Origin of the sequence: Marinobacter sp. DUT-1, from assembly GCF_050379415.1 — a bacterium.
Lineage (GTDB): Bacteria > Pseudomonadota > Gammaproteobacteria > Pseudomonadales > Oleiphilaceae > Marinobacter.
The window spans coordinates 244551-268068 of record NZ_JBNRLS010000001.1; the positions used below are offsets into that span (position 1 = coordinate 244551).

General features: G+C 60.5%; 26 protein-coding genes. 11 read left to right on the forward strand and 15 right to left on the reverse strand.

Annotated features, from left to right (window positions below; translation table 11 throughout):
* Positions 1-2: 2 nt before the first annotated feature.
* Positions 3-608 carry an IMPACT family protein gene (locus tag ACQUTG_RS01075; RefSeq protein WP_428917631.1) on the reverse strand — a complete coding sequence of 202 codons (606 nt, stop codon included), beginning with the start codon at positions 606-608 and terminating at the stop codon, positions 3-5.
* A gap of 12 nt (positions 609-620) precedes the next feature.
* On the opposite strand from ACQUTG_RS01075, the gene ACQUTG_RS01080 reads away from it, so the two are divergent.
* Positions 621-833 carry a hypothetical protein gene (locus tag ACQUTG_RS01080; RefSeq protein WP_428917632.1) on the forward strand — a complete coding sequence of 71 codons (213 nt, stop codon included), beginning with the start codon at positions 621-623 and terminating at the stop codon, positions 831-833.
* Here ACQUTG_RS01080 and ACQUTG_RS01085 read toward each other — a convergent pair.
* Positions 792-2111 (reverse strand): sensor histidine kinase, encoded by a 1320-nt coding sequence (locus ACQUTG_RS01085; RefSeq protein WP_428917633.1) that lies wholly within the window; start codon positions 2109-2111, stop codon positions 792-794. The genes ACQUTG_RS01080 and ACQUTG_RS01085 overlap by 42 nt on opposite strands.
* Positions 2108-2794, reverse strand: coding sequence for a response regulator transcription factor (locus ACQUTG_RS01090; protein WP_428917634.1), 687 nt, complete (start codon positions 2792-2794; stop codon positions 2108-2110). The genes ACQUTG_RS01085 and ACQUTG_RS01090 overlap by 4 nt, the downstream gene beginning before the upstream one ends.
* A 172-nt stretch (positions 2795-2966) precedes the next feature.
* Here ACQUTG_RS01090 and ACQUTG_RS01095 point away from each other — a divergent pair, with 172 nt between their 5' ends.
* On the forward strand, positions 2967-4127 hold the full coding sequence (locus ACQUTG_RS01095; protein WP_428917635.1) for a GNAT family N-acetyltransferase: 1161 nt from the start codon (positions 2967-2969) through the stop codon (positions 4125-4127).
* Between the two features lie 55 nt (positions 4128-4182).
* Positions 4183-4845, forward strand: a complete 663-nt coding sequence (locus ACQUTG_RS01100; RefSeq protein WP_428917636.1) for a hypothetical protein — start codon at positions 4183-4185, stop codon at positions 4843-4845.
* A gap of 14 nt (positions 4846-4859) precedes the next feature.
* Here the strand turns inward: ACQUTG_RS01100 and ACQUTG_RS01105 are convergent, their stop codons facing one another.
* Genes ACQUTG_RS01105 through ACQUTG_RS01115 form a run of 3 tightly spaced genes read right to left on the reverse strand, consistent with a single transcriptional unit; the run spans position 4860 to position 7034 of the window.
* Positions 4860-6197 (reverse strand): nicotinate phosphoribosyltransferase, encoded by a 1338-nt coding sequence (locus tag ACQUTG_RS01105; protein WP_428917637.1) that lies wholly within the window; start codon positions 6195-6197, stop codon positions 4860-4862.
* A gap of 17 nt (positions 6198-6214) precedes the next feature.
* Positions 6215-6763 carry an isochorismatase family protein gene (locus ACQUTG_RS01110; RefSeq protein WP_428917638.1) on the reverse strand — a complete coding sequence of 183 codons (549 nt, stop codon included), beginning with the start codon at positions 6761-6763 and terminating at the stop codon, positions 6215-6217.
* Positions 6764-6818: 55 nt separating this feature from the next.
* Positions 6819-7034: a dodecin gene (locus tag ACQUTG_RS01115; RefSeq protein WP_428917639.1), complete on the reverse strand. Its 216-nt coding sequence runs from the start codon at positions 7032-7034 to the stop codon at positions 6819-6821.
* A gap of 86 nt (positions 7035-7120) precedes the next feature.
* Between ACQUTG_RS01115 and ACQUTG_RS01120 the strand changes: the two genes are divergently transcribed.
* Complete coding sequence (locus ACQUTG_RS01120) at positions 7121-7957, forward strand: DUF3750 domain-containing protein (RefSeq protein ID WP_428917640.1); 837 nt, start codon at positions 7121-7123, stop codon at positions 7955-7957.
* Here the strand turns inward: ACQUTG_RS01120 and ACQUTG_RS01125 are convergent.
* Positions 7886-8197, reverse strand: coding sequence for an AzlD family protein (locus ACQUTG_RS01125; RefSeq protein ID WP_428917641.1), 312 nt, complete (start codon positions 8195-8197; stop codon positions 7886-7888). The two genes, ACQUTG_RS01120 and ACQUTG_RS01125, sit on opposite strands and share 72 nt — an antisense overlap.
* Positions 8194-8934: an AzlC family ABC transporter permease gene (locus tag ACQUTG_RS01130; protein ID WP_428917642.1), complete on the reverse strand. Its 741-nt coding sequence runs from the start codon at positions 8932-8934 to the stop codon at positions 8194-8196. Before ACQUTG_RS01130 ends, ACQUTG_RS01125 begins: the two co-directional genes overlap by 4 nt.
* Positions 8935-9250: 316 nt before the next feature.
* Between ACQUTG_RS01130 and ACQUTG_RS01135 the strand changes: the two genes are divergently transcribed.
* From ACQUTG_RS01135 to ACQUTG_RS01145, 3 genes are all read left to right on the forward strand, one after another.
* A complete protein-coding gene (locus tag ACQUTG_RS01135) occupies positions 9251-10351 on the forward strand; it encodes a Glu/Leu/Phe/Val family dehydrogenase (RefSeq protein ID WP_428917643.1) in 1101 nt (366 codons plus the stop codon).
* 93 nt (positions 10352-10444) lie between these two features.
* A complete protein-coding gene (locus ACQUTG_RS01140) occupies positions 10445-11857 on the forward strand; it encodes a sodium-dependent transporter (protein WP_428917644.1) in 1413 nt (470 codons plus the stop codon).
* Between the two features lie 145 nt (positions 11858-12002).
* Positions 12003-12848 (forward strand): metal-dependent hydrolase, encoded by an 846-nt coding sequence (locus ACQUTG_RS01145; protein ID WP_428917645.1) that lies wholly within the window; start codon positions 12003-12005, stop codon positions 12846-12848.
* 6 nt (positions 12849-12854) lie between these two features.
* Here ACQUTG_RS01145 and ACQUTG_RS01150 read toward each other — a convergent pair whose 3' ends face one another.
* From ACQUTG_RS01150 to ACQUTG_RS01165, 4 genes are all read right to left on the reverse strand, one after another.
* On the reverse strand, positions 12855-13757 hold the full coding sequence (locus ACQUTG_RS01150) for an NAD-dependent protein deacetylase (RefSeq protein WP_428917646.1): 903 nt from the start codon (positions 13755-13757) through the stop codon (positions 12855-12857).
* A 16-nt stretch (positions 13758-13773) separates the two neighbouring features.
* Positions 13774-14505, reverse strand: coding sequence for a spermidine synthase (locus ACQUTG_RS01155; protein ID WP_428917647.1), 732 nt, complete (start codon positions 14503-14505; stop codon positions 13774-13776).
* A gap of 283 nt (positions 14506-14788) precedes the next feature.
* Positions 14789-15352 carry a DUF1415 domain-containing protein gene (locus ACQUTG_RS01160; protein ID WP_428917648.1) on the reverse strand — a complete coding sequence of 188 codons (564 nt, stop codon included), beginning with the start codon at positions 15350-15352 and terminating at the stop codon, positions 14789-14791.
* 180 nt (positions 15353-15532) lie between these two features.
* Positions 15533-17119, reverse strand: a complete 1587-nt coding sequence (locus tag ACQUTG_RS01165; RefSeq protein ID WP_428917649.1) for an ABC-F family ATPase — start codon at positions 17117-17119, stop codon at positions 15533-15535.
* A gap of 182 nt (positions 17120-17301) precedes the next feature.
* On the opposite strand from ACQUTG_RS01165, the gene ACQUTG_RS01170 reads away from it, so the two are divergent.
* Positions 17302-17580, forward strand: coding sequence for a peptidylprolyl isomerase (locus tag ACQUTG_RS01170; RefSeq protein ID WP_428917650.1), 279 nt, complete (start codon positions 17302-17304; stop codon positions 17578-17580).
* A 44-nt stretch (positions 17581-17624) separates the two neighbouring features.
* Positions 17625-18530, forward strand: a complete 906-nt coding sequence (locus tag ACQUTG_RS01175; protein WP_428917651.1) for a succinyl-CoA synthetase subunit beta — start codon at positions 17625-17627, stop codon at positions 18528-18530.
* A gap of 12 nt (positions 18531-18542) precedes the next feature.
* Here the strand turns inward: ACQUTG_RS01175 and ACQUTG_RS01180 are convergent, their stop codons facing one another.
* The gene (locus tag ACQUTG_RS01180) at positions 18543-19724 is read right to left on the reverse strand and encodes a M24 family metallopeptidase (protein WP_428917652.1); all 1182 of its coding nucleotides are present in this window, start codon (positions 19722-19724) and stop codon (positions 18543-18545) included.
* A 97-nt stretch (positions 19725-19821) separates the two neighbouring features.
* Between ACQUTG_RS01180 and ACQUTG_RS01185 the strand changes: the two genes are divergently transcribed.
* Positions 19822-20901: an MBL fold metallo-hydrolase gene (locus ACQUTG_RS01185; protein ID WP_428917653.1), complete on the forward strand. Its 1080-nt coding sequence runs from the start codon at positions 19822-19824 to the stop codon at positions 20899-20901.
* Here the strand turns inward: ACQUTG_RS01185 and ACQUTG_RS01190 are convergent.
* Positions 20873-21646, reverse strand: coding sequence for a DUF2059 domain-containing protein (locus ACQUTG_RS01190; protein WP_428917654.1), 774 nt, complete (start codon positions 21644-21646; stop codon positions 20873-20875). The genes ACQUTG_RS01185 and ACQUTG_RS01190 overlap by 29 nt on opposite strands.
* 267 nt (positions 21647-21913) lie before the next feature.
* On the opposite strand from ACQUTG_RS01190, the gene ACQUTG_RS01195 reads away from it, so the two are divergent.
* Entirely contained in the window at positions 21914-22522 is a 609-nt protein-coding gene (locus ACQUTG_RS01195) for a lysozyme-like domain containing protein (protein ID WP_428918437.1), read from the forward strand.
* On the opposite strand, the gene ACQUTG_RS01200 is transcribed toward ACQUTG_RS01195, so the two are convergent.
* A complete protein-coding gene (locus ACQUTG_RS01200; protein ID WP_428917655.1) occupies positions 22523-23422 on the reverse strand; it encodes a LysR substrate-binding domain-containing protein in 900 nt (299 codons plus the stop codon). It lies immediately after the preceding gene.
* Positions 23423-23518 lie beyond the last annotated feature (96 nt).

The following is a 23518-nucleotide window of genomic DNA, read 5'->3' on the forward strand; positions in this document are numbered from 1 at the left end:
CCTCAGGTTTCCAGAACGTAATCCAGCTTCTGGGCGTTACAGAACTGCGTGAATTCCTCCAGCTTGTTCATGGGAACAGACAACCCGGCCACCACAGAGGTTCCATAGTCGACAGCATCGACACTGGCGCCATGCACCTCGCACCAGTGCCGCAGCGGCTGCTCATCGGCAAAGGACATGGTGACCCGGGCCGGTGTCACCGGCTGCTGGACCACCCGCCCAACTGCTGACAACACGCTCTCTGCCGCCCCGGCATAGGCCCGGACCAGGCCGCCCGCACCGAGCTTGATGCCACCAAAATAGCGAATCACCATCACCAGCACATCGCCCATGTCCTTGTGCTGTATAACATTCAGGATGGGCTTGCCGGCCGTTCCGGAGGGCTCACCGTCGTCATTCATGGCCGCTTCCGCCGCCGACCCGGGGCGCCCGATCTGGTAAGCCCAGCAAATGTGCCGGGCATCCGGGTGATCCTTATGAGCCTGCTCCAGCCATTGATGGACCTCGTCCCTGGAACTGACCGGGGCCACACGGGCTATGAATCGGCTTTTCTTAACTTCTGTTTCCCGTTCGAGGTATCCTGCGGGTACCGGGTAATCTTTATTCATGGAGAAAAACCTGTGACAAACGACGACGAAACAAACGCACCGGGTACCGCCAAGCCGGCAAAAGTCCGCAAGGCAGCCTGTGGTATCCGTTTTGACGAGGACGAACTGCAGGAAGGCATCGACTTCTCGGGTGCCGCTGCGCTCAAACCCGAGGACGAGGAACTATCAGAGGCTCAACGTCCTTTATCCGGTCGCAGAAACCGGAAGGCGGATCGTCACTCTTAGCCCGCCCTCGGCACTGTTACTGGCCGTGATGGTACCATCGTGGGCGGCTACAATGTCGCGCGCAATGGCCAGCCCCAGACCCCAGCCCTTGCCACCCCGGGACTTGTCGGCCCGGAAGAACGGTTCGAATAACTGGTCCAGCATTTCCTCGGGTACCCCCGGCCCCTCATCCCGAACTTCAAGAATCAGCTGATTTGCTGACTTTTTCATGGCCATGTGAACCGACCTGCCCCCGGGAGTATGGTCCAGTGCATTCTGCAGGATGTTGTCCACCGCCCGCTGCAACAATCCCTCGTCTCCGGGGACTCGGGCACTGGCGATATCGGGAGGCGCAACGAGGCTGCATTCAATCCCCAGGTGTCTGGCGTAATCCGAGGCATCTTCGAGAACGCGGTTTACCAACGGCAGTAGCTCCACCGGTAGCCGAGCAATTTCCTCGCCTTGTTCGGTGATCCGGTACAGGGTCAGGATCTGCCCTGTCATGGCCTCCAGGCGCTCGTTCTGGCGCAGGATACTGCCCATCAGGGGCGCATCCGCACCACTCTCACTGGCCAGCTCGATGGCCACCCGCTGGCGTGCCAGTGGGGTGCGCAGGTCGTGGGAGATGTCCCGAAGCAGCTGAGTCTGCCGATCCAGCAGGTTACACAACTGATCGGTCATGGCATTGAACGCGGTCGCCAGCTGGCCCACCTCATCACAGCGACGGGTAATCTCATCATTCACCCGAAGAGAATTCTTGCCCGCCGCAATGGTCTGCGCCGTGGTTTCCATATGCTTGAGCGGGCGTGACACCAGTCGGGCGATCCACCAGCAGGCCAGAGTAATCAGCACAGCGGCCAGGGCGAACTCTATAAACCTGAAGAACCCCGGATCCAGCCAGCCCTCCCCACTGAGCCTGGGCCAGGCCACCAGACGGTAGCTCTCGGAAACATCGATAACTGCGGGTTTCTGGGGGTTCCAGCTCGACCTCATCCGTTCCCGGATCGGTTCGGGCAGACGATCATCCTGTTCATCACGTTCAATCAGGATCAGGTGCAGATCCAGACGCTCGCCCTGGCTGCGCAGGAAACGCCAGGCTTCTCCCCGGCCTTGCCGTTCCCGGATGTCGATGGCTTCCATGCCCAGGTCCCGAAGACCCACCTGGCGTTCAATGGCCTGGCGCTCGCGATCCAGCAGGAAGCGGGTGGCCAGATTGCTGGCAACGACCGTGACCGCCATGGCCAGCCAGATGGACAGGAAAATCCGCCAGAAAAGCGGAAACATCATCCGCTTCTTCACACGGGTACCCGATAGCTGTAGCCAAGCCCGCGCACGGTTTCGATCCGGGGAGGATCATCATTGCCCAGCTTCTTGCGAAGGTTGCTGATGTGCATGTCGAGCGTCCGGTCATGGGCCTCAAGACGACGCCCCAGCGCCCACTGCATGAGGTCGGTCTTGCGTACCACACTGCCGGCATGGGCCAGCAGGACCTGAAGCACCTCGTATTCGGTGGCCGTCAGATCCAGCGGCTGACCGTTCTGACAGATTCGTCGGTGGGCGGGCTCGACCCGGAGGTCACCATATTCCCGGTTGTCATGCACCTCGGCCTTCTGATCCCAGGCGATGCGCCTGAGCAAGGCCTGCAACCGGGCCACCAGCTCCCTTGGATTGCAGGGCTTGGGAATGTAATCGTCGGCGCCGACCTCGAAGCCGACAATGCGATCCGTTTCATCCCCCCGGGCGGTGAGCAACACCACCGGCAGGTGGGTCTGGGCACGCAGTTCCCGCAACACATCCAGCCCACTGATATCCGGCAGCATGATGTCCAGTACCACGATGTCACAATCCTGGCCGAGGGCCAGGGCCAGGCCGTCGCGGCCATTGGCGGCCTCCCGCACGGTAAAACCCTGATTGGCCAGATAACGGGCGAGAAGCTCCCTCAGCTCCTCATCGTCTTCAACGAGCAACACCCTGTCCTGCATCTTGGCACCTCTCACGAAACTGAAAAAAGTCTAACACGGCCATTAAACAACGCTGATCCGGCACAAACTCCTTTGCAAAACCTTTACAGATGGCTGCGCTGCCAAACAGGAGTGATCAGCCGGCGGGTTCTGGCGTATGGTATCGGGTACGCATCAACAATGTATCCGAGCCATGGCCGAATCCGCACCCCTGACCCTGCAGACCTGCACAAGCATCACCGATATTCCCGCGGAAGACTGGGAACGCCTGGCAGGTCGCACCAATCCCTTCCTGCGTTATGAATTCTTCCAGAGCCTGGAGGAATCCGGCTGCACCACCGCAGAAACCGGCTGGCAACCGTGCCACCTGGTTTTCCGGCAAGACAATGCCGTTGTAGGTGTTGCCCCTGCTTACCTCAAAAGCCATTCCATGGGTGAGTATGTGTTTGACTGGGCCTGGGCCGATGCCTATCAGCGCCATGGCCTCGACTACTACCCGAAACTACTCATTGCCGTGCCCTTCACCCCTTCCCGGGGACCCCGCCTGCTGCTCGAGGAAAGTCTCAGGGCCGACCTGTCGGGCGGCACCATGGCAGAGTTACTGGACGGGCTTATCGGTCAACTCGGGGCCCACTCCTGGCACCTGCTGTTTCCCGACGACCGGGATCAGGCGTTGCTCAGCCACCCGGACCAGCTGCACCGGATCGGCTGCCAGTTTCACTGGCACAACCGGGACTATTCCGGGTTTGACGACTTCCTGGCCGAGCTCACCTCCCGCAAACGCAAATCCATTCGCAGGGAGCGGCGCCAGGTCACCGAACAGGGCATCCGCTTCGAACGATTTTCAGGAACCGACATTCCCGACCATGTGCTGTCCGCCTTCCACGTCTTCTACCAGGCCACCTACCTCAAACGTGGCCAGCGCCCGTATCTGAACAAAACCTTCTTCACCCTGCTGCGCGAGCGCCTGCCGGAACATCTGCACATCATCATGGCGGTTCGGGAAGGCCAGATGATCGCCGGCGCACTGTTCCTCAGTGGCGCGGACACCCTGTACGGCCGCTACTGGGGCTGCCTGGACGAGTACAACCACCTGCATTTTGAAACCTGCTACTACCAGGGCATCGAGCTGGCCATAGAGCTCGAACTCAGTCACTTTGATGCCGGTGCCCAGGGCGAGCACAAGCTGGTACGCGGGTTTGAGCCAACGCTGACCCACTCCTGGCATGGCATTGCCCACCCGGGTTTTCGCGAGGCCATCCGGGAATTTACCGAAGACGAAGCTGTCCAGGTCGAAGCCTATTCCAAGGAGGCACAAACCCTGCTGCCCTATCGCCAACAGGACGTGAATTAACTTCTATACTGGTGTGAACCAAATCAACTTTCGGCTCTGAACGGGATGCACTGCCATGATTAGTGAGCTCCTGCCTGAGATTCTCTTTTCGGAAAGCAGCCTGATGATTATCGCCGTGGCCGCTCTGGTGATTGCGGTTATCGCGGCATTCCAGGCGGGCCGGATCAGGAGTGCCTACCAGGACAGGGTGGAATTGCTGGAAGAGAAAACCTCCACGCTTTGGCGGGAAGTGGACGAGCTGAGGGTGACCGGTTTCGACGGGGAGCCGCCAGTGCTGACCGAAAACTCCGAAGCCCCGAACAGCGACGCACGGTACCGGACCGAGAAAGCGGCTTATGACAGGCTCTGGCCTCAGGTGTGGCAGCTGTATGACCGTGTGGGCGCCTTCCTGCGAGCGGTGGAAGCCGGAGACCCGCCGGGTGAGCTACGGCTTGATGCCCGAAACGCAGCCCTGGATGCCCGGGCCCGACTCAACAACAACCGGCCCTTCTGCTGCGATACCGCCGAACACCTGATCACCCAGCTGATCGATGTGGAGATCAAGGCCCACCTGACAGCCTGCCAGTATCTTGACGAACTGAAGGATGCGGGTGGCCACCTGTCCGACCACGACCACCGCGTTATGAGGGACAAATGCAGCGCCCTCCATGACCACGAGGCAAGGGAACTGATCAGCCAGCTGGTGCAGGTGATCCGAAAACGAACTCTGAGTAAGTGACCGTCACCGTGTGGTCAGGTGGAAACCCTGGCAAGCGTTTCCGCCTGGAGCTGTTTCAGTTTCTCACTGATGGTCACTGCGAGCGACTCACACGGTTCAATCGCCCGCAGACGCTCCGGAAGAGCCTTTAGCAGGGCCCCGGCCTGCAGGACCTGCTGGTCAAGCGGAGCAATGGCCCCCTCGACAGTCCGCCCGTCCTCCATAACAACGTCCAGCAAGGGCTGACCCTCGAATTGCTCATGGCAGAGCGCCACAATATCGCCGGTGGCCTGCCCGCGGCTATCGAACTGTCGGAAAACCTGCTTGGGGCCGGGATAGGAAACCTTGCCCGATGAGCTTTTCATCTTCGGTTCCCCGGCGTATTGCGTGAGTTTGTAGGCCAGCTCCAGGGAGGGGGAATCCACCGCGACGCCGATAGAAGTGCCAACGCCGAAGGCGTCAATGGGCGCGCCCTCTTCCAGCAACCGGGCGATACCGTACTCGTCGAGGCCACCACTGGCGACAATCTTGATGTCCTGATAGCCGGCGTCGTCCAGGATTTTGCGGCAGTCCTTCGCTTCGGCACCCAGGTCCCCGGAGTCCAGCCGGATCGCTCCGACGCGGGCATCGGGATCACTCTTCAGCCATTCCACGATACGCCGGACCGCCCGCCGGCTGTCATAGGTATCCACCAGCAACGTTGTGCCCGGGTAAAGCCTGGCATAGACCTTGAAGGCCTCCAGCTCCCGGGGGTAGGCCTGCACAAAGCTGTGGGCCATGGTACCGGTTACTTCCAGGCCGAAATCCAGGCCTGCCAGGACATTGCTGGTGGCCGACAGCCCCGCCAGGCGATAGGCCCGGACGCTCCGGTGTCCCGCGTCCACCCCGTGCATCCGCCGCAACCCGAAGTCCGCCACCGAGCGGCCCTGAGCGGCCAGCGCCACCCGGACCGCCTTGGATGCCAGTACAGACTCCAGATGTACATAGTTCATCACCAGGCTCTCCAGCAGTTGTGCCTCGGCAATGGGGGCCTCGATTTCAAGCAGCGGTTCCTGAGGGAACACCGGTGTGCCCTCGGGCACTGCACGCACGGAGCCACTGAAGCGGAAGCCCCTCAACCATTCCAGAAAACCTTCCTGGAACCGGTTCAACGCTCTTAGACGGGCGATGTGCTCATCCGTGAACCGGAGGTTTTCCAGCACCTCGCAGATATTCCGCTGGCCACAGGCGAGCACAAAATTACGGTGTTCGGGCATGTCCCGGAAAAACAGGCTGAAGACGGCCCGTTCCTGCATGCCTTCGGACCAATAGGCCTGGGCCATGGCCAGCTCGTAGAGATCAACCAGCAGGGGCAGATCCTGTTCCCGAATCAAGGAGTGGCCTCCTGGTGTCATGAAATGGTTGCGCCGGCGGCCCGCAGTTCGTCCAGCACCTCCGGCGCCTTCTTTTGATCCACTGCCTTGCAACCGTCGCTGACCAGCTCCACCCGGAAGCCATGCTTCAGGGCATCCAGCACGGTTGCCCGGACGCACACATCCAGGGCCAGGCCCGCGATGCGCAGAGTCGTTATATCATAGCGCCGGAGGAAGCTCTCAAGCTGGGTTCCGTCAAAGGCGGAGTAGGCATCGGTATCAAATGCCGTGCCCTTGCTGACCCGCACCGCGGTGTCCGGCAGCGCCATGTCCGGATGGAAGGCCGCACCCCGGGTGTCCTGTATGCAGTGTGGAGGCCAGGGCCCGCCGCGGGCCTGGAAACTGCCATGGTCCACCGTATGCCAGTCCCGGCTGGCAATGATCAGCTGGCGGCCCTGTTCCGCCTCCGAGATCATCCGGTTGACCACCGGGAGGATGTGACTGGCGCCCTCTACGGCCAGTGAACCGCCTTCACAGAAGTCATTCTGGATATCCACTAACAACAGGGCTGTGTTTTCAGTGGTCATATCACTCACCTCCTGCCACGCTCACCGGAGTGTTTACGGGCAATTCAGGAAGGGCTCAGCTCCCGGCAATCCGGAAGCCGATCCTCAGCGCCACCTGGTAATGGCCGACCTTCCCGTCCACGATGTGGCCACGGGTTTCAGTCACCTCGAACCACTCCATGTTGCGAATGCTCTTGCCGCACTCGGCCAGGGCATTCTCGATCGCATCCTCGATACTTTTCTTCGAGGAGCCGACTATTTCCACTTTTTTGTAGACATGGTGATCGGACATTGGCTATCTCCCAGTACATAAACGTTGTACTTTGAGATTAGAAGACAAGCCCGTGGCCAGCAAATGACGGCCGGAGACTACCGCCTATGAGAAAACTGAAACACAGCGCGGCCTGGATTTTCGCCAGCCTGCTGACCTTGCTGGCAGGACCGGTGCTGATGGCGGCGAGCGAAACGCTGCAGGGCGCGGAAAGCTGGCAGACCGCCAGCCGGGACAGCGCCAATATCGCCCCGAGACCCGAGCAGTACGAGGGCGCGATCGTCCAGGTGTACGGTGCCCGTGCCTGGAGCTGGAGGGGTTATTTTTCGGTGCACACCTGGATCGCGACCAAGGAAGCCGGTGCCAGCCAGTACCGGGTTCATGAAGTCACCGGCTGGCGCCGGTACGTGGTGAACTCGCGCCCGTCCCTGCCCGACCGGCGGTGGTACGGGGCGGAACCGACGCTCTACGCCGATATCCGGGGCGAACAGGCGGCTGCGCTGATTCCGCAGATCTACCAGGCCGTCGAGGACTACCCGTACCCCACCGAGTATGCGGCCTGGCCGGGGCCGAACAGCAATACCTTTACGGCCTGGGTGATCCGACAGGTGCAGGGGCTGGAGGTCGCGCTGCCCAACCATGCCATTGGCAAGGACTACCTGGGTAACGGTGTCGTGGCGGAGGTCCCCGGCGGTGCCGGCTACCAGTTTTCCCTGGGCGGCTACTTTGGCGTGCTGGCAGGCGTCCGCGAGGGACTGGAGCTGAACGTATTCGGCCTGTCCCTCGGCATTAATCCGCTTGCCCTCGGCATCAAGTTACCGGGGATCGGAGAGCTGGCCCTGAGGAACCCGAATCCCATGGCGACCGTGGAATCAGAACAGGTAGCGGACCAGGGCAGCGGAAGCGATACCGGCAGCGATGGCGGGCAGGGGCTTCTGGAGTAACAGCATGGTGACGGCGGTCACCGAGAGCGCCGCGATCGCCCCGGCATCGCCGCTGAAGGCCATGGGGACAATGATCGCAATCAGCACCGAGCTTGCCATGGTGTTGATGAAGCTCTCGATCCGCGGGCTGATACGCACGAAGGACATGGCAAAGACGCCGCCAAACCGGGTCACCAGGGTGACCACCGTCATGATGGCAATCAACAGCACCACGCCCAGTTCTGTTGCGGTAATAGTCATGAGTGTTCTGCCTCCTGTGACGCCTGCCCGGTGGGTTTCTTGTCAAGCCAGAAATAACCGATGAGCCCCCCTGCCAGGGCTCCGGTCACCACATGGGTATTCGGGGGCAACCATTTCCAGGCGGCCAGCGAAGCGGCCGCAGCCACGGCCCAGGACACGAGAACCCGGGGAGATTTCTTTCCTCCCAGCGCCATCGACAACAGGAAACAGCCGAGCACCATGTCCAACCCCAGGTTCTTGGGGTTCTGCAGCAGCCCCCCGAAATAAACACCCAGCCAGGTACCGAAAATCCAGGCCAGCCAGAGTACCAGCCCGCCACCGAGGATGACCTCCAGGTTACGGCGGCCACTCTGGTATTCCTGGGCCGAGACCGCCCAGTTGGCGTCGGTCAGCAACAGCAGAAGGCTGTAGCGTTTACCCGGTGACACGTCCTTCAGCATGGGATAGAGCGATGCGCCCATCAGCAGGTGACGGGAGTTGATGGCGAACACAACGGCAATCAGGGGCAGAACCGGTACCTCCCCGCCCCATAACTCGAGCGCGGCAAACTGGGAGGCGCCGGCGAACACCGTGGTACTCATCAGGATGGCTTCCAGCGGCGCCAGACCAGACTGGATGGCCGCCAGTCCGAAGGCAGTACCAAACGCCACCACGAACAACGAGATGGGGAAAAGGCGAACGAACTCCGCACGCACCTTCCGGGGCTGGAGCTGATAAGGATATGAATGGTTAGGCATCGAAGAAAGCTAAGGCGGAAACCATACAATTCGAATAGGTAGAAACCACTACTCCTCCTGAAAATTTTCAACGACTCAAATAGTTGGATGAGAAACTCAGATAATCTGCAGGATAATCGTGAGCGGGCTGACAAATTAAACGTTGACGTTAACGTAAATCAAGGCTAGGTTCTTTTCTGTCCGGCCCCACAAGGGCACGCCCGACACAATCCATCGGGCATGGGCACATGAAATCAAAGGTCCGGCCACAAGCCGGGATGACAAAAACAAGACAGACCTACCGCCGCGATCCGGCCAGGTGGGAGAGGATTTCGTCATGAACGTGTTTACCCATCCGGAGTTCGATAACCACGAACACCTGTCCTTTTTCTGTGATCCGGAAACCGGACTCAAAGCCATCATCGCCATCCACAATACCTCCCGGGGCCCTGCCCTCGGCGGCTGCCGAATGTTTCCCTATGCCACGGACGAAGAAGCCCTTCGCGACGTGCTTCGCCTGTCCCGCGGCATGACCTACAAGTCGGCCCTGGCCAACCTGGACCTGGGCGGCGGCAAGTCAGTGATAATCGGCGATCCGCGCAAGCACAAGACCGAGGCGCTGATGGAGGCCATGGGCCGGCATCTGGAGAGTCTGGGTGGCCAGTACATCGCCGCCGAGGACTCCGGCACCAGCGTACCCGACCTGAAAGTGATGGGGCGCCACACCAGGCATGTCGCCGGCATTGCCACCCGCACCGGGTTTGACGGCAATCCCAGTAACGGCGACCCCTCCCCCGCCACCGCCTATGGCACCTTTACCGGCCTCAAGGCCGCGGTCCGGCACAAGTTGGGGCAGGACGAACTCACTGGCCTGAAGGTCGCCATCCAGGGTATCGGCAACGTTGGTTTCCGCCTGGCCAGGCACCTTAAGGAAGCCGGCGCCGAGCTCTGGGTCTACGACATCCACGAGGACAACATGCGCCGTGCGGTGGATCAGCTGGGGGCAAAACCCGCCACCGCAGAGGATATCCTGTTCCTGCCCGTGGACGTGATCGCTCCCTGTGCCATGGGTGCGGTTCTGAATGATCACAGCATTCCCGAGATCCGGGCCAGCGTCATCGCCGGGGCCGCCAACAACCTGCTGGACCGCCCCAAGCACGATGCCATGCTTAAAGAGCGCGGCATTCTCTATGCACCGGATTTCGCGATCAACGCCGGCGGCATCATCGACGTATTCTACGAGCGCACCGGCGCCACCCCCGAGAAAGTCCGCGCCCACGTGGACACTATCGGAGACACCCTGACCGAAATCTTCAACCGCTCCGACCGTTCCGGCCTTCCCACCGGGGAAATCGCCAATGAACTGGCTGAAGAGCGGTTCCGCAAACATACCGCGGGTGCCGGGCTGGCGCCTTCGCGGTTGGCTCGCACCGGTTGACCTGACACCGGTGCCATCCCCCTTGGGGGCCGCAGGCTTCTGCGGCTCTCCTTTTTCGCCCTGACACAAAAACAAGTACCACAGGAGATAGTCATGTCTGTCACTTCATCAGGATCGGCCACCTATTCGGAGGCCCTTGAGGGTTCCAACGCCAAGCGCGGGCTCTGGTCATCCAGGCTCGCCTTCATCCTGGCGGCAACCGGGTCGGCCGTCGGCCTGGGCAATATCTGGAAGTTTCCCTACATCACTGGCGAGAACGGCGGCGGCGCTTTCGTGATCATGTACCTGGCATGTATTGCCGTCGTGGGCATTCCCATCATGATGGCCGAGGTCATGATCGGCCGGCGCGGTGGCCGCAGCCCGGTCAACAGCCTGCACCTGATTGCCCAGCGCGACAAGCTTCATCCGGCCTGGAAACTGGTGGGTGCCGTCGGCGTCCTGGCGGGCTTCCTGATCCTGTCCTTCTACTCGGTGATTGGCGGCTGGGCGGTCTCCTATGTCGGCACCGCCGCCAGCGGCCAGCTTGCCGGCCAGTCGGCGGATGCCATTGGCGCGATCTTTTCCGGCCTGCTGAGCGACCCGCTTACCCTGCTGTTGTGGCACACCGTGTTCATGGCGCTGGTCATGGTAGTGGTCGCCCGTGGCGTTCGCTCCGGTCTCGAGCGCGCTGTCAGCATCCTGATGCCCGGCCTGTTCATCCTGCTGTTGATCGTGGTGGGTTATGCCATGACCTCCGGCTCCTTCGGCAAGGCGGTGACCTTCCTGTTCCAGCCGGACTTTTCCAAACTGACCACCTCCGGCGTGCTGGTAGCCCTTGGCCACGCGTTCTTCACCCTGAGTCTCGGCATGGCGGTCATGATGGCCTACGGCTCCTACCTGCCCAAGAAAATCTCCATCGCCAAGACGTCTATCACGGTATCCATCATCGATACCGGCGTGGCGCTGCTGGCCGGCCTGGCCATTTTCCCGGTGGTGTTCGCCAATGGCCTCGAGCCTGGTGCCGGCCCCGGCCTGATCTTCCAGACCCTGCCACTGGCCTTCGGCCAGATGCCCATGGGCAGCTTTTTCGGCACCCTCTTTTTCGTACTGCTGATCTTCGCTGCCTGGACCTCCGGCATCTCCCTGCTGGAGCCGATCGTGGAGTGGCTGGAAGAGCAAAAAGGCATGAACCGCACAGTGAGCACCCTGGGTGCCGGCATGGTGTGCTGGGCACTGGGTATTGCCTCTATCCTGTCCCTGAACCTCTGGTCGGACGTGGCGCCACTGAGCTTCATTCCGATGCTGGAAGGCAAGACCATCTTCGACCTGCTGGACTTCTTCACCGCCAACATCCTGCTGCCACTCGGCGGCCTGCTCGTGGCCCTGTTCGCCGGCTGGGTGATGTCGAAGGAGGCCATGAAGAACGAACTGTCACTCTCGGCACCAGCGTTCAACCTCTGGTTCGGTACCCTTCGCTTCGTCACTCCGGTGGCCGTTGCCATTGTGTTCATCTACAACCTGATCTGACAAACTTCGTGGGAGCGGCCGGACCGCTCCCACGGCATCACATCCCAGCGTTTATCCGCTTTCCGACATTCCTGCCAAGCATCTGTCCCCTTTTAACCGGACAATTCCAATCGAAGCCCCGTAATGTCTCACTATGAGTCATACAATGATCGAGGCTTCCGTTATGTCAGCAGTTACCGCTTCTTTTCCCGTCCGTCGCCAGGATTTCGGCTTTGAGGATGTACCCCGCCACTGGGTCGACAACGATCCGTTCATGACCCACCTGTTCAATGCTCTGTCAGCCCTGTTTCCGGACGGCGAGCGCTACTTTGTCGCCAGCGTCCGGGCAGTCCGCGACAAAGTACAGGACCCCCAGTTGCAGAAGGACATCGGTGCCTTTATCGGTCAGGAGGCCATGCACGCAAAGGAGCACGGTCATTTCAACGAAGGCGCCATTCGGAACGGTTTCGATATCAAAAAGCTGGAAGGCTGGACCCGGAGCTTTCTGTCGGTCAAGGATCTGCCATTGCTCAACAACAATCGCGTCCATCTGGCCGGCACTGTGGCACTGGAGCACTTCACCGGGATCCTGTCGGCACAACTGCTGAAACGCGAGGACCTGGTGGAAGCCATTGATCCGACCATGCGCACCCTGTGGGCCTGGCATTGCATCGAGGAGAACGAACACAAGGCGGTGGCCTTCGATACCTATCAGCAGGTATACGGCAAGGGTGCAGCCGATTACGCCGTGCGTATGGGGACCATGGCACTGGCAACGGTTCTGGTGATGGTTGCCATCCATGCCTTCATCGTGGAGCTGATGCGGGAAGACAAGGAGCTCACCAACCTGAAATCGTGGGCACAGGGACTGAATCGCCTTTGGGGGCGTCAGGGCATGTTTACGGCGATCATCCCGGAATACCTGGACTACTTCCGCCCGGACTTCCATCCCTGGCAGCACGACACCAATTTCCTGCTGCGCAAATGGCGCAAGAATCTGGGCTTCGCCTGAGCCCCATCATAGCCGATCGAGGGCGACCTGCAGGGTCTCCCCGATCCTGGCATTCAGTTTCAGATCGACCAGCTCCTCGGCCCGGGTGCGGCCGAGGTTGAGAGTTGCCATAGGCTTGCCCCACTCCTTCCCGTAACGACAGAACCGGAAACCGGAATACACCATCAGCGACGAGCCGATAACCAGCAACCCATCGCTGGACTTGAGCATGTCCAGGGCCGCGGCGACTCGCTGTTTCGGCACATAGTCGCCGAAGAACACCACATCGGGTTTGAGGATACCGCCACACTTCGGACAGTCCGCCGGACGGAAATCCGAGAAATCCACTTCCAGATCGGCGTCGCCATCCGGCGCAGTGGTGGCGGTATATTGCGCGAATCCGGGGTTGAGATCGGCACACCGGTCATGCACTTCGTCCCGCGGACAGCGATAACCGCAAGCCATGCACAGGACCTCGTCGGCCCGGCCATGCAGGTCGAGAACGCCGCGGGTGCCGGCTTTCTGGTGCAGACGATCCACGTTCTGGGTCACCACCAGGCTGCTGTGATTGAGCAGTTCCAGGTCGGCGATGTGGAAATGCGAAGGATTGGGGGTGGCATTACGCATCACCGGCCAGCCGATGAGACTCCGGCCCCAATAACGCTGGCGGGTCTGGAAGCTCTCCATAAAGTCCTGATGCTGCACCGGCTGTTTGCGCTTCCAGGCGCCATCGCCGTCCCGGTAATCCGGAATGCCGGAGTCGGTACTTACCCCGGCACCGGTCAGGATCATGAGCCTGGGATGGCGGCGAATGAATGCCGCCAGCTGTTCGCCGGCCTCGTCCGGATCATGGTTTGCCAGCGGCCGGTCAGTGTCCGGCAGGCGCTGGCTGGCACTGAAGGGGCGTGTGCGATGGGTGGTCACTGGCATGAAAACTCCGGCTCGATCAGCCCGGCTTTCGGGCAACGTAAACGGTGTTGAACGATTCCCGGTTCTGGAACGGGTTGTAGAACTTTACGACGTGGCAGGCAACATCGATGAACCCGTCGCGCAGCACGGCCATGAATTCGTCGTCTTCACCTTCGTTCGACCACATGGCAAAGATGCCGCCGGGTTTTATCTGTCGCGCCATGAGGCCGATGTTGTCGACGGTGTAGAAGCTGGCGTTGGAATCGTGGAGTAATGCCCGGGGAGAGTGGTCGATGTCCAGGAGGATGGCGTCGAATTGTTTGCCCGGGGCGTCGGGATCAAAGCCGCCGGTTTCAGGATCGGCCACGGCGAGGTCGAAGAAGCTGCCGTGGACATACCGGGCCCGGGGATCAGCGTTCAGTTCCTTGCCCAGGGGCACGAGTTCCTGCTGGTGCCAGCGGATGACCGGTTCGAGGTATTCCACCACGAGCAGTTCGCTCACCCGTTCGTGTTTCAGTGCGGCCACGGCGGTATAGCCAAGGCCCAGGCCGCCAACCACGACACTCAGGTTGTCGCCTTTTGTTGCGTTCAGTCCCAGGTCGGAGAGGGCTATTTCGGCGTCCACGAACATGCTGGACATGAGAAACTCCTCGCCCAGTTTCACTTCGTAGATGTCCCTGTCGCCAATGGCCGGAATCCGGCGTCTCCTGAGGGTGATCTCACCAATTACGGAGGGTTGGCTGTCTATCTGTTCGAAAAGCAGTCCCATTGATTCTGGCTCTTCTGGTTGGTCTGAGTTACGGGAACGTCTGACATTTGGAGTTTTCCGCCCCCAGCCGTCCAGACTGGTGCAATCGCCGGTGGGCAGGGCTTTCCAAAACCCGCTCCGTCGGCACCCCTGCGGGGTCCGGCCTGCAATCACAGATTGCAGTCGTTCGGCTGTCGCATGAAGCTTCGCTTCATAAACGCTCGGCCTCACCCCTGTGACGCTTGAGCTCCGCCATCCATGGCTCCGCACAGTTTTGGAAAGCCCTGCCCACCGGCTCCTGATTCTACTCCCCTGTACCCGACGGGTTCTTCAGGCATTTCGCGAGGATTTCCCGCATCTTTTCGGCTCCCAGTTTTTCCATCAACTCGATGTTTCGGTCAGGAATTCCTTCCACATCCGGATAACTGTCAATCGCCGCTTCCAGACTGGCTTCCCGTAACAAATGCAGCATCGGGAACGGGGAACGGTTGGTGTAATTCTCTGCCGAATCCGGCTCGGTGCCCGCAAACTGGTAGTCCTGGTGGAAACTGGCGATCTGGTAAACGCCTTCCATTTCCAGGTAAGCCAGCAGACCGTCGGCCGCGTCCAGGAATTCATTGTAGGGACCGAAGTGCTGCAATACAGCAGGGTGAATCAACAGCGTGGTTTCAATCTCAGGCTCGTCGTCCAGGCGCTGGAGTTCGGAATGCAGGGCATGCAGCAGATCGTCTTCGGTCTCGGCTTCCGACACCACAAACCGCACCCGGTTCCGGACCAGTTCCCGTTTGGCGAACGGGCACAGGTTGTAGCCAACGACCACGTCTTCGACCCATTTGCGGGTTGCGTTAATAATCTCTGTCTCGCCCATGCTCTAGAAGTTTCCTTGGTTCATTTGAAGGCCACCCAGAAGTCTGAGCGGCCGGGCGGGGCTGGCTTCACAAAACTGTGCGGAGCCATGGATGGCGGAGCTCAAGCGCCACAGGGACGTGCCGAAGGAGCGGGTTTTGGGAAGCCAGCCCCGCCCGGCCGCCGCCCCCGAGGTCAGAACTCAAAGGTACCCCTGACTCCGAAGATAATCATCATAGGTCCCACTGAAATCGGTAACCCCCTCGGGCTTCATCTCAATGATCCGCGTAGCCAACGAAGAAACAAACTCCCGATCGTGGCTCACGAAAATCAGTGTACCCGGATAGTTCTCCAGCGCCAGGTTCAGCGCCTCGATGGACTCCATGTCCAGGTGGTTCGTGGGCTCATCCATCAGCATCACATTGGGCTTCTGCAGAATCAGCTTGCCGAACAGCATCCGTCCCTGCTCACCACCGGAAATCACCTGCACGGATTTGCCGATATCGTCACCGGAGAACAGCATGCGCCCCAGAGTACCGCGAACCAATTGCTCGCCACCCTTGGTCCATTGGGCCATCCAGTCAGTCAGGGATTCGTCTTCAGCGAAGTCTGCGGTGTGGTCCTGGGCGAAGTAGCCTACTTCTGCGCTGTCGGTCCACTTTACCTCACCGCTGTCCGGTGTGTATGCGCCGGCCAGGCACTGCAGCAGCGTGGTCTTGCCGATGCCGTTGGGGCCGATGATCGCTACCCGCTCGCCGGCCTCGATCTGCAGGTCCAGGTTTTCGAACAAGGGCTTCTCATCGAAACCCTTGGTCAGCTTGTTCAGGGTCACCGCCTGGCGATGCAGCTTCTTGCCCTGCTCGAAACGGATAAACGGGCTGACACGGCTTGAGGGTTTCACCTCTTCCAGCTGGATCTTGTCGATCTGGCGGGCGCGGGAGGTGGCCTGTTTGGCCTTGGAGGCGTTGGCGGAGAAGCGGCTGACGAACTGCTGCAGCTCGGCAATCTGCGCTTTTTTCTTCGCGTTGTCCGCCATCATGCGCTCGCGGGCCTGGGTGGCGGCCGTCATGTATTCGTCGTAGTTGCCCGGGAACAGGCGCAGTTCGCCGTAGTCCAGGTCCGCCATGTGGGTGCACACGCTGTTCAGGAAGTGGCGGTCGTGGGAGATGATGATCATGGTGCTGTTGCGGGCTACCAGGATGTTTTCCAGCCAGCGGATGGTGTTGATGTCCAGGTGGTTGGTAGGCTCGTCCAGCAACAAAACATCCGGGTCGGAAAACAGCGCCTGGGCCAGCAACACTCGTAGCTTCCAGCCCGGCGCCAGGGCGCTCATGGGACCGTTGTGCTGCTCCAGCGGGATGTCCAGGCCCAGCAGCAATTCGCCGGCGCGGGATTCGGCGGTGTAGCCGTCCATTTCCGCGAACTGGACTTCCAGATCTGCCACGGCCATGCCGTCTTCCTCACTCATTTCCGCCAGGGAGTAGATGCGGTCACGTTCCTTCTTGACGCTCCACAGCTCTTCATGACCCATGATCACGGTGTCCATCACCGTGCAATCTTCGTAGGCGAACTGGTCCTGGCGCAGTTTGCCGAGCCGGATGTTGGGCTCCAGCATGACCTGGCCGGCCGAGGGCTCGAGGTCGCCACCGAGGATTTTCATCAGGGTGGACTTGCCGCAGCCGTTGGCGCCGATCAGGCCGTAGCGGTTGCCGTTGCCGAATTTGGCGGAAACATTTTCAAACAGGGGCTTTGCCCCGAACTGCATGGTGATATTGGCGGTGGAGATCAAGAAAAAACCTGTCGATGTGGGGCCGGCGGGGCGCCGGCAAAGAGAAAGCCGGCATTGTACAGGTTTGCCACCAGGACTGTGAGGCCGCAGAAACACGGATAAAAAGCGCTTGCCTCCGGCGGGCTGTGCGGGCAGCATTCCGGTTCTGACATACCCATTAATCCTGACACAGGAAACTGATCATGGCACAAGCAACCGCACGCCACATTCTGGTGGATAGTGAAGCAAAATGTGAAGAACTGAAGAAGGCCATCGAAGGCGGCCAGGACTTTGCCGAAGTGGCAAGGCAGCACTCCTCCTGCCCCTCTGGCCGCAACGGCGGCGATCTGGGTTCTTTCGGCCCGGGCCAGATGGTACCGGAGTTCGACAAGGCGGTGTTCAACAGCGAACTGAACACCGTGATCGGTCCGATCAAGACCCAGTTCGGCTACCACCTGCTGGAAGTCACCAGCCGCAGCTGATGAATTCTGGCTCCACGCCGGGACGTGCCCTCAGAGGCCAGCGAATGCGAATGCTGGCTTTTGCGGGCGTTGCCGGGGTGGCACCACTGCTGTTTATCGGGGGCCCGGACTGGGCGTCAGGCCCTTTTTACCGGTCCGTCTGGAACCTCGGCCATATTGGCCTCTTTGCCCTTCTGACCTTCGGGCTAAAACCCTGGCAATGGCTGGCAGGCTGGCGACTATGGGTGGCCACTACTGCTGCAGTCCTGATGCTGGGCATCCTGATCGAGTTGCTGCAATCCGGCACGGACCGGCAGGCCGACTGGCATGACATTCTGCGAAACCTGCTGGGGGTCTGGCTCGTTTTTGCCTGGAGGCCGGTATTTTCTCGAGATACTGGCGCTGATGCGCGTTCCTGGCTTCTCCCGGTCGTCACTGCAATGTTACTGCTGTTCGAACTGGGCACCACCAGCGCCGTCGCCGCCCGGCAATGGCAGGTCAACCATCAGCTTCCATTGCTGTATGACTTCCGGCATGAGAATACCGCCCCCTTCTGGAGCGGCAACCTTGCTCCATCCCCTCGATTCACCTCAAACCACCCCCAAAGCCTGAAGATTGAACTGGGCACGGAAACCTATTCCGGTGTTTCTCTCGACAACCTGCCCGCCGACTGGCGAGACTACAGGCAGCTGACCATTATGCTGTTCAATCCCACGCAGGAACCGCTAACGCTTACCCTCAGGATCAACGATGTGGCCCATGACCGTGGCGACAATGCCTACGGCGATCGATTCAATACGCGACTGGTCCTGGCTCCCGGCGCCAATACCTTCACCATCAACCTCGATGATGTCAGTAACGCACCGGCCAGCAGGACGATGGATATGGCCAACGTGCGGAGACTGGGGCTTTTTGCCGTGCGTCTGCCGGCGCCCCGAAACGTTTATCTTTCGGATCTGGAATTGAACTAGCCAAACGGTACGTTAGCCGAGGGTCCAGGGGTTGTGGGTGATCGGCTCCGCGCCGTCGTCCGTGACGAGGATGGTCTCGCTGCAGCCTATTCCCCACTGGTTCGGAATGCGCAGACAGATGGGCAGATGGAAGACCATGCCTGGACGGAACTCCATGTTGCCGCCCCGGGCGATGAAACCCGAGCCTTCGACCCACGAAGGCGGGAACTGGGCACCCACCGTGTAGCCGAATACGCCGGAGAAAAACACCTTGTCGGCCAGGGGCTGGAGCGCCCGTTCGGCGTCATGGGCGGCCTGATCAAAGGTGACGCCCGGGCGAATTGAATGCAGCAGCGTGTCCACAATGCGTCGGCAGCTGTCGTGGACCCGCTCCATTTCCGAGGAGGGCCGCGCTCCGGCCACAATGGTCTGCATCATGGGTGCAGTGTAACGCTGCCAGGCGGACCCGAACTCCAGGAATACCGGGTCCCCTTCCTGTATCACCGTGCGCTTGTGGTTGCAGTGGATCACGCTGCTTCGCCGACCGGTGGTCACGATCGGCTGCATGCTCATGAATTCACTGCCGGCTTCCAGCAGAGCCCGGGCACCAACCGCGGCAATGTCATTATCCGTAACACCGGGGCGCACTGCCGCTACTGCCGCTTCCAGCCCTTCAGCGGTTATCCGGGCACTTTCGCGCAGCAAGCCTATCTCGGCCTGCGACTTCACGATCCGGATCTTTTTCAGCAGGCCGCCGTTGTTGAGGAACCGGACACCCTGCATCCGTGCTTTGAGCCCTTCCAGCACGCCCTGGCGCAGGGAGCCGTGCCAGGCATCGATGCCTACGGTTTCGACTCCGTCATTGAGGATCTGCACGAGCGGTTCCAGCACTTCGCCAATACCCTCCCAACGGTAACCACTGACCCGGGCAACCCGGGTGGTGACCATGGCCGGCCCCATTTCGATGGAGGGCACCTGTAACAGAAGATCTTCCTGGGTGACCACCAGGGCCACATGAACGGACACCTCGAAGGTGCTGTAACCGGTCAGGTAGAAGATATCGGAGGGATCGGTCAACAGCAGTGCCCCAAAGTCTTCCCGGGCCATACGGTCCCGGACACGGGCCAGCCGTTGGTCAAATTCCTTTTCGGTAAACGGGCACTCCAGCCCCCTGAGTTGCGAGGACAAGGCTTTCTGATAGGCATTGAAATCCATAGCGACTCTCCTCACTCGCATATACTAGGGAGAGTGGACCGAAATCCGGCTTTGTACAAATTTCACACACCGGAAAATTCACCAACCGGGAGCGGATATGGACTGCAAGCGACAACCCCGTGGCGCGGTACAGGTCAGCGTTGAGCTGGGCGCCCTGACCAGCGTGGCCAAGGACCCGCAAGTGGCCATTCGGGTTGGCCCGGTAGTAGCCTCTCTGGTCAATGGCGTGGGCGGTGACCCGCTGCTGCAGTTACGGCTGCTGCATGAATCCCGGAGCCTGTTGTTTGACCTGGGAGATACCGGCCGCATGCCCCTTCGCTCCGCCCACCAGGTCAGCGATGTCTTTATCACCCATTGCCACGCCGACCACATCGGCGGATTCATGTGGTTCCTGCGCAGTCGGATCGGCCACTTCCCACCCTGTCGGTTGTTCGGACCGCCCGGACTGATGCGGCACATCACTGGCATGATCAGCGGCATCCTTTGGGACCGGGTCGAGGACCGGGGCCCCCGGTTTGTGGTTCACGAGTGGCACGGAGATCATCTCAAACGCTGGAAGATCACCGCTGGCGAACCGGCACCGACACCTCTGGAGGACCAGCCCACGCCCGATGGTGTGCTCTACCGGGAGCCGGAGTTCCAGGTGCGCGCAGCCTTGCTGGACCACGGCACGCCGGTTCTGGCCTATGCCTGGGAGCCCTTTGGCAAACTGCAGGTACGCAACGACCGGTTGAAGGTCATGGGATTGCAACCGGGGCCCTGGCTGCATGATCTGAAAATGGCGGTGTTGCGCAAGCGGTCTGACGAGCTGATTTCACCGGACGCCTCCCGCACCTGGCGGGCAGAGGACCTCGCCCGCAAGCTGCTGATCCAGGCACCCGGGGACAAGGTAGTCTATGGCACGGATTTCGCGGACACCCCGGAAAACATCCGGAAAATGACCGCCCTCGCCCAGGGCGCTCACACCCTGTTCTGCGAGGCCTCGTTCATGGTGGCGGATGAGGACCAGGCCCACCGGACCCACCACCTCACTACCCGAGCCTGCGCCCGGATTGCCAACGGGGCGCAGGTCCGGCAGCTGATCTCGTTCCACTTTTCCCACCGCTATGAACGTAAACGGGAGGAGGTTTACCGGGAACTGCGGGCGTTTACTGACCGTTTGGTGATTCCGGACTGAGGAAACGGGACATCTGCTTGCCAACGCTTTCCACCGGCTCGGTTATCGCCTGCTGGATACTGTTGGTCATCACCCGGGAAAATGCCGAACCGGCATCGCTCTCGAGGAAGTCCAGGTACAGGCCCAGCTCCTGGTTACTGATATTGCGGTAGGTATACAGATAACTGTCATAGACCTGCTGCTCCATCATGCCGCGCAGCATGCTGCGCTGCCCCTCGATACGCTGGCGGATCTGCTCGTAATGCACGGAGTCCGTGCTCAATGCCGCCATCGCCGTTGCCATGCCCAGCTGCACGGCGATGGACGTATCCACGGCGCTTTCGGTGGCGCGGGAGGCGCGATCGAACCGGTCAAACATGCGGGCCCTTTCGGTGCCCTGGTACCTTTCGTTCAGGGCCGGAGCCTGAGCCCGAACCTGCTGCCAGCTGTCGGGGGCCGATGCGGCGATTTCTGCTTCGGCTATCTTCCGCGCCACGGGTGTCTCGTACCAGTCACGCACCGCTTCCAGTTGCGCATCCGAGAGGTTCTCGTCCAGGTCGGCGATGATCCGGCGTTCGATGTCTCCGGCCCGGAAACTGCTACTGACAATATGCCCCAGGGTTTCCGCCACCATCGGTGGTACCTGGCCACTCTGTTTCATGCCCTCGCGAATCCCCTGGCTCATCATCGCCGGGTATTGGGCAACGATGTCATCAATAGGAGACGCCGCCAGCACCTGCTGGGCACTCGGGGCGGCATGGGCCATTCCGCCAGCCACCAGCGTTACGACTAAAAGAGGTTTAACTAGGGTGCCAAGTCTCATTTCACTATCATCCTGAGTTGGGAATACCGCCGTTTATGACACGGCCGCAGCCCCCTCAGCAAGCCATTCAAAGCCCCGGGAGATGACAGTTTGGTAGGGAAATCGCGCAAACCACGCTCCCGACGCAGACAGCGTCGCAGCAAGCGCCTTAATGTGTGGCGTGCGCGCGCAAAGTGGTATGGATTACCGGTTCTGGGCTTGCTGGTGGGCATGTGGGCCACCCTCCGGTTCAGCCTGCTGGCCCCGGAACCGCCCGCCAACCCGGACAATCTGTGCGAGATTTTCCGGGAACACTCGGTCTGGTACGACTACGCCCGGGCCTCCCAGGACAAATGGGGGACACCCATCGCCACCCAGATGGCCTTCGTGTACTACGAATCCTCGTTCCGCAGTCACGCCCGACCGCCGAGGACCCTGCTTTGGGGGCTGATCCCGTGGACCCGGCCTACCACGGCCTTCGGCTACGCCCAGGCACTGGACCCAGCCTGGCGGGAGTATCTGGCAGCAAACGATGGTGGCTGGCTGACCGTCCGCTCAGACATGGAATACGCACTGGATTTCGTGGGCTGGTACAACCGCCTGAGTCATGAACACCTGGGCATTCCTTTCACCGCCCCCCGGGAACTCTACCTGGCCTATCACGAGGGCCGCGGCGGTTACACCCGCAGAAGCTATGACCAGAAGCCTGAGATCCGGGCACTGGCTGCCCGGGTCCGCAGCCGGGCGTTCCGCTATCATAACCAGCTGCAGCAGTGCGAACAGGAGTTCCAGTGTTGGCGCTGGTACCAGTTCTGGCCATTCTGCCGGGCGGATCGGTGATCAGAAGGTGGTACTGATCTCGATCGCCGATTCCGACGCCCGCAATCGATCCACCAGGAATTCCATCACGATACGCACCCGGGCCATCTGCTGGGTATCCTGGTTAACGTGCAACCATAGATCCACGCTTTCACCCTCCAGCGGATCTGATAACCGTCTCAGCTCTTTGGCGCTCTCACCGACATAACATGGCAACACCGCCAGCCCGGCGCCGGCCCTGGCCAGGGCGGCCATGGACTGCAGGCTGTTGCATCGGATCACCGAGGTGACGTTCTTCAGGTGCTTGCGATACCAGCGCCCGGTCGCCAACTGGCTGAAGGTCTCGTCCGGGATGATCCAGAGGCAGTCCTCCGGCCGGTTCTCGATGTCCATATCCCGGTTGCGCCGGCAATAACGGGCGGACCCGTAGACTGCGGATTCGACAGCGGCAATACGTTCCCCTTCCAGAGTCGCCTGGGGCTTGTTTTCCGGTCTGAGCGTAAGGTCCGCCTCCCGGTGCGAGAGGTTGGCAACATCATTGTCAGTGAGCACTTCCAGCTCGATATCCGGAAACTCCCGGACCAGCTCCGACAGGATCGGGCTGAGCAGCTCGTTCAGCATCATGTCCTCGGCCGCGATCCGGACCTTACCAACCGGTGCGGAATCTCCGCCAACCAGTTTGCGTTCCAGGTTTTCCATGTCCGTGGCCAGCCTCTCGGCCTCCCGGAACGCCATTTCTCCCACGGGGGTTAGCTGTAACCCGTTCTGGTTACGTTCAAAAAATTGCACACCCAGAGACTCTTCCATCTGGTCGAGTCGTCTCAGAACAGTGGTTTGGTGCACACCCAGTAATTCACCGGCCTTTGCAAGCGTTCCGCCTATTGCAAGGGCCCTTATATATCGAAGATAATCCCAGTCCATAATCACTGCATATTTGCAACGCGGATACGGAGTTTAACGTATTCAAGCTGCAAAAAAGAATCCTTAGAATAGTTCGTAAATTAAAGGTAGATCGCT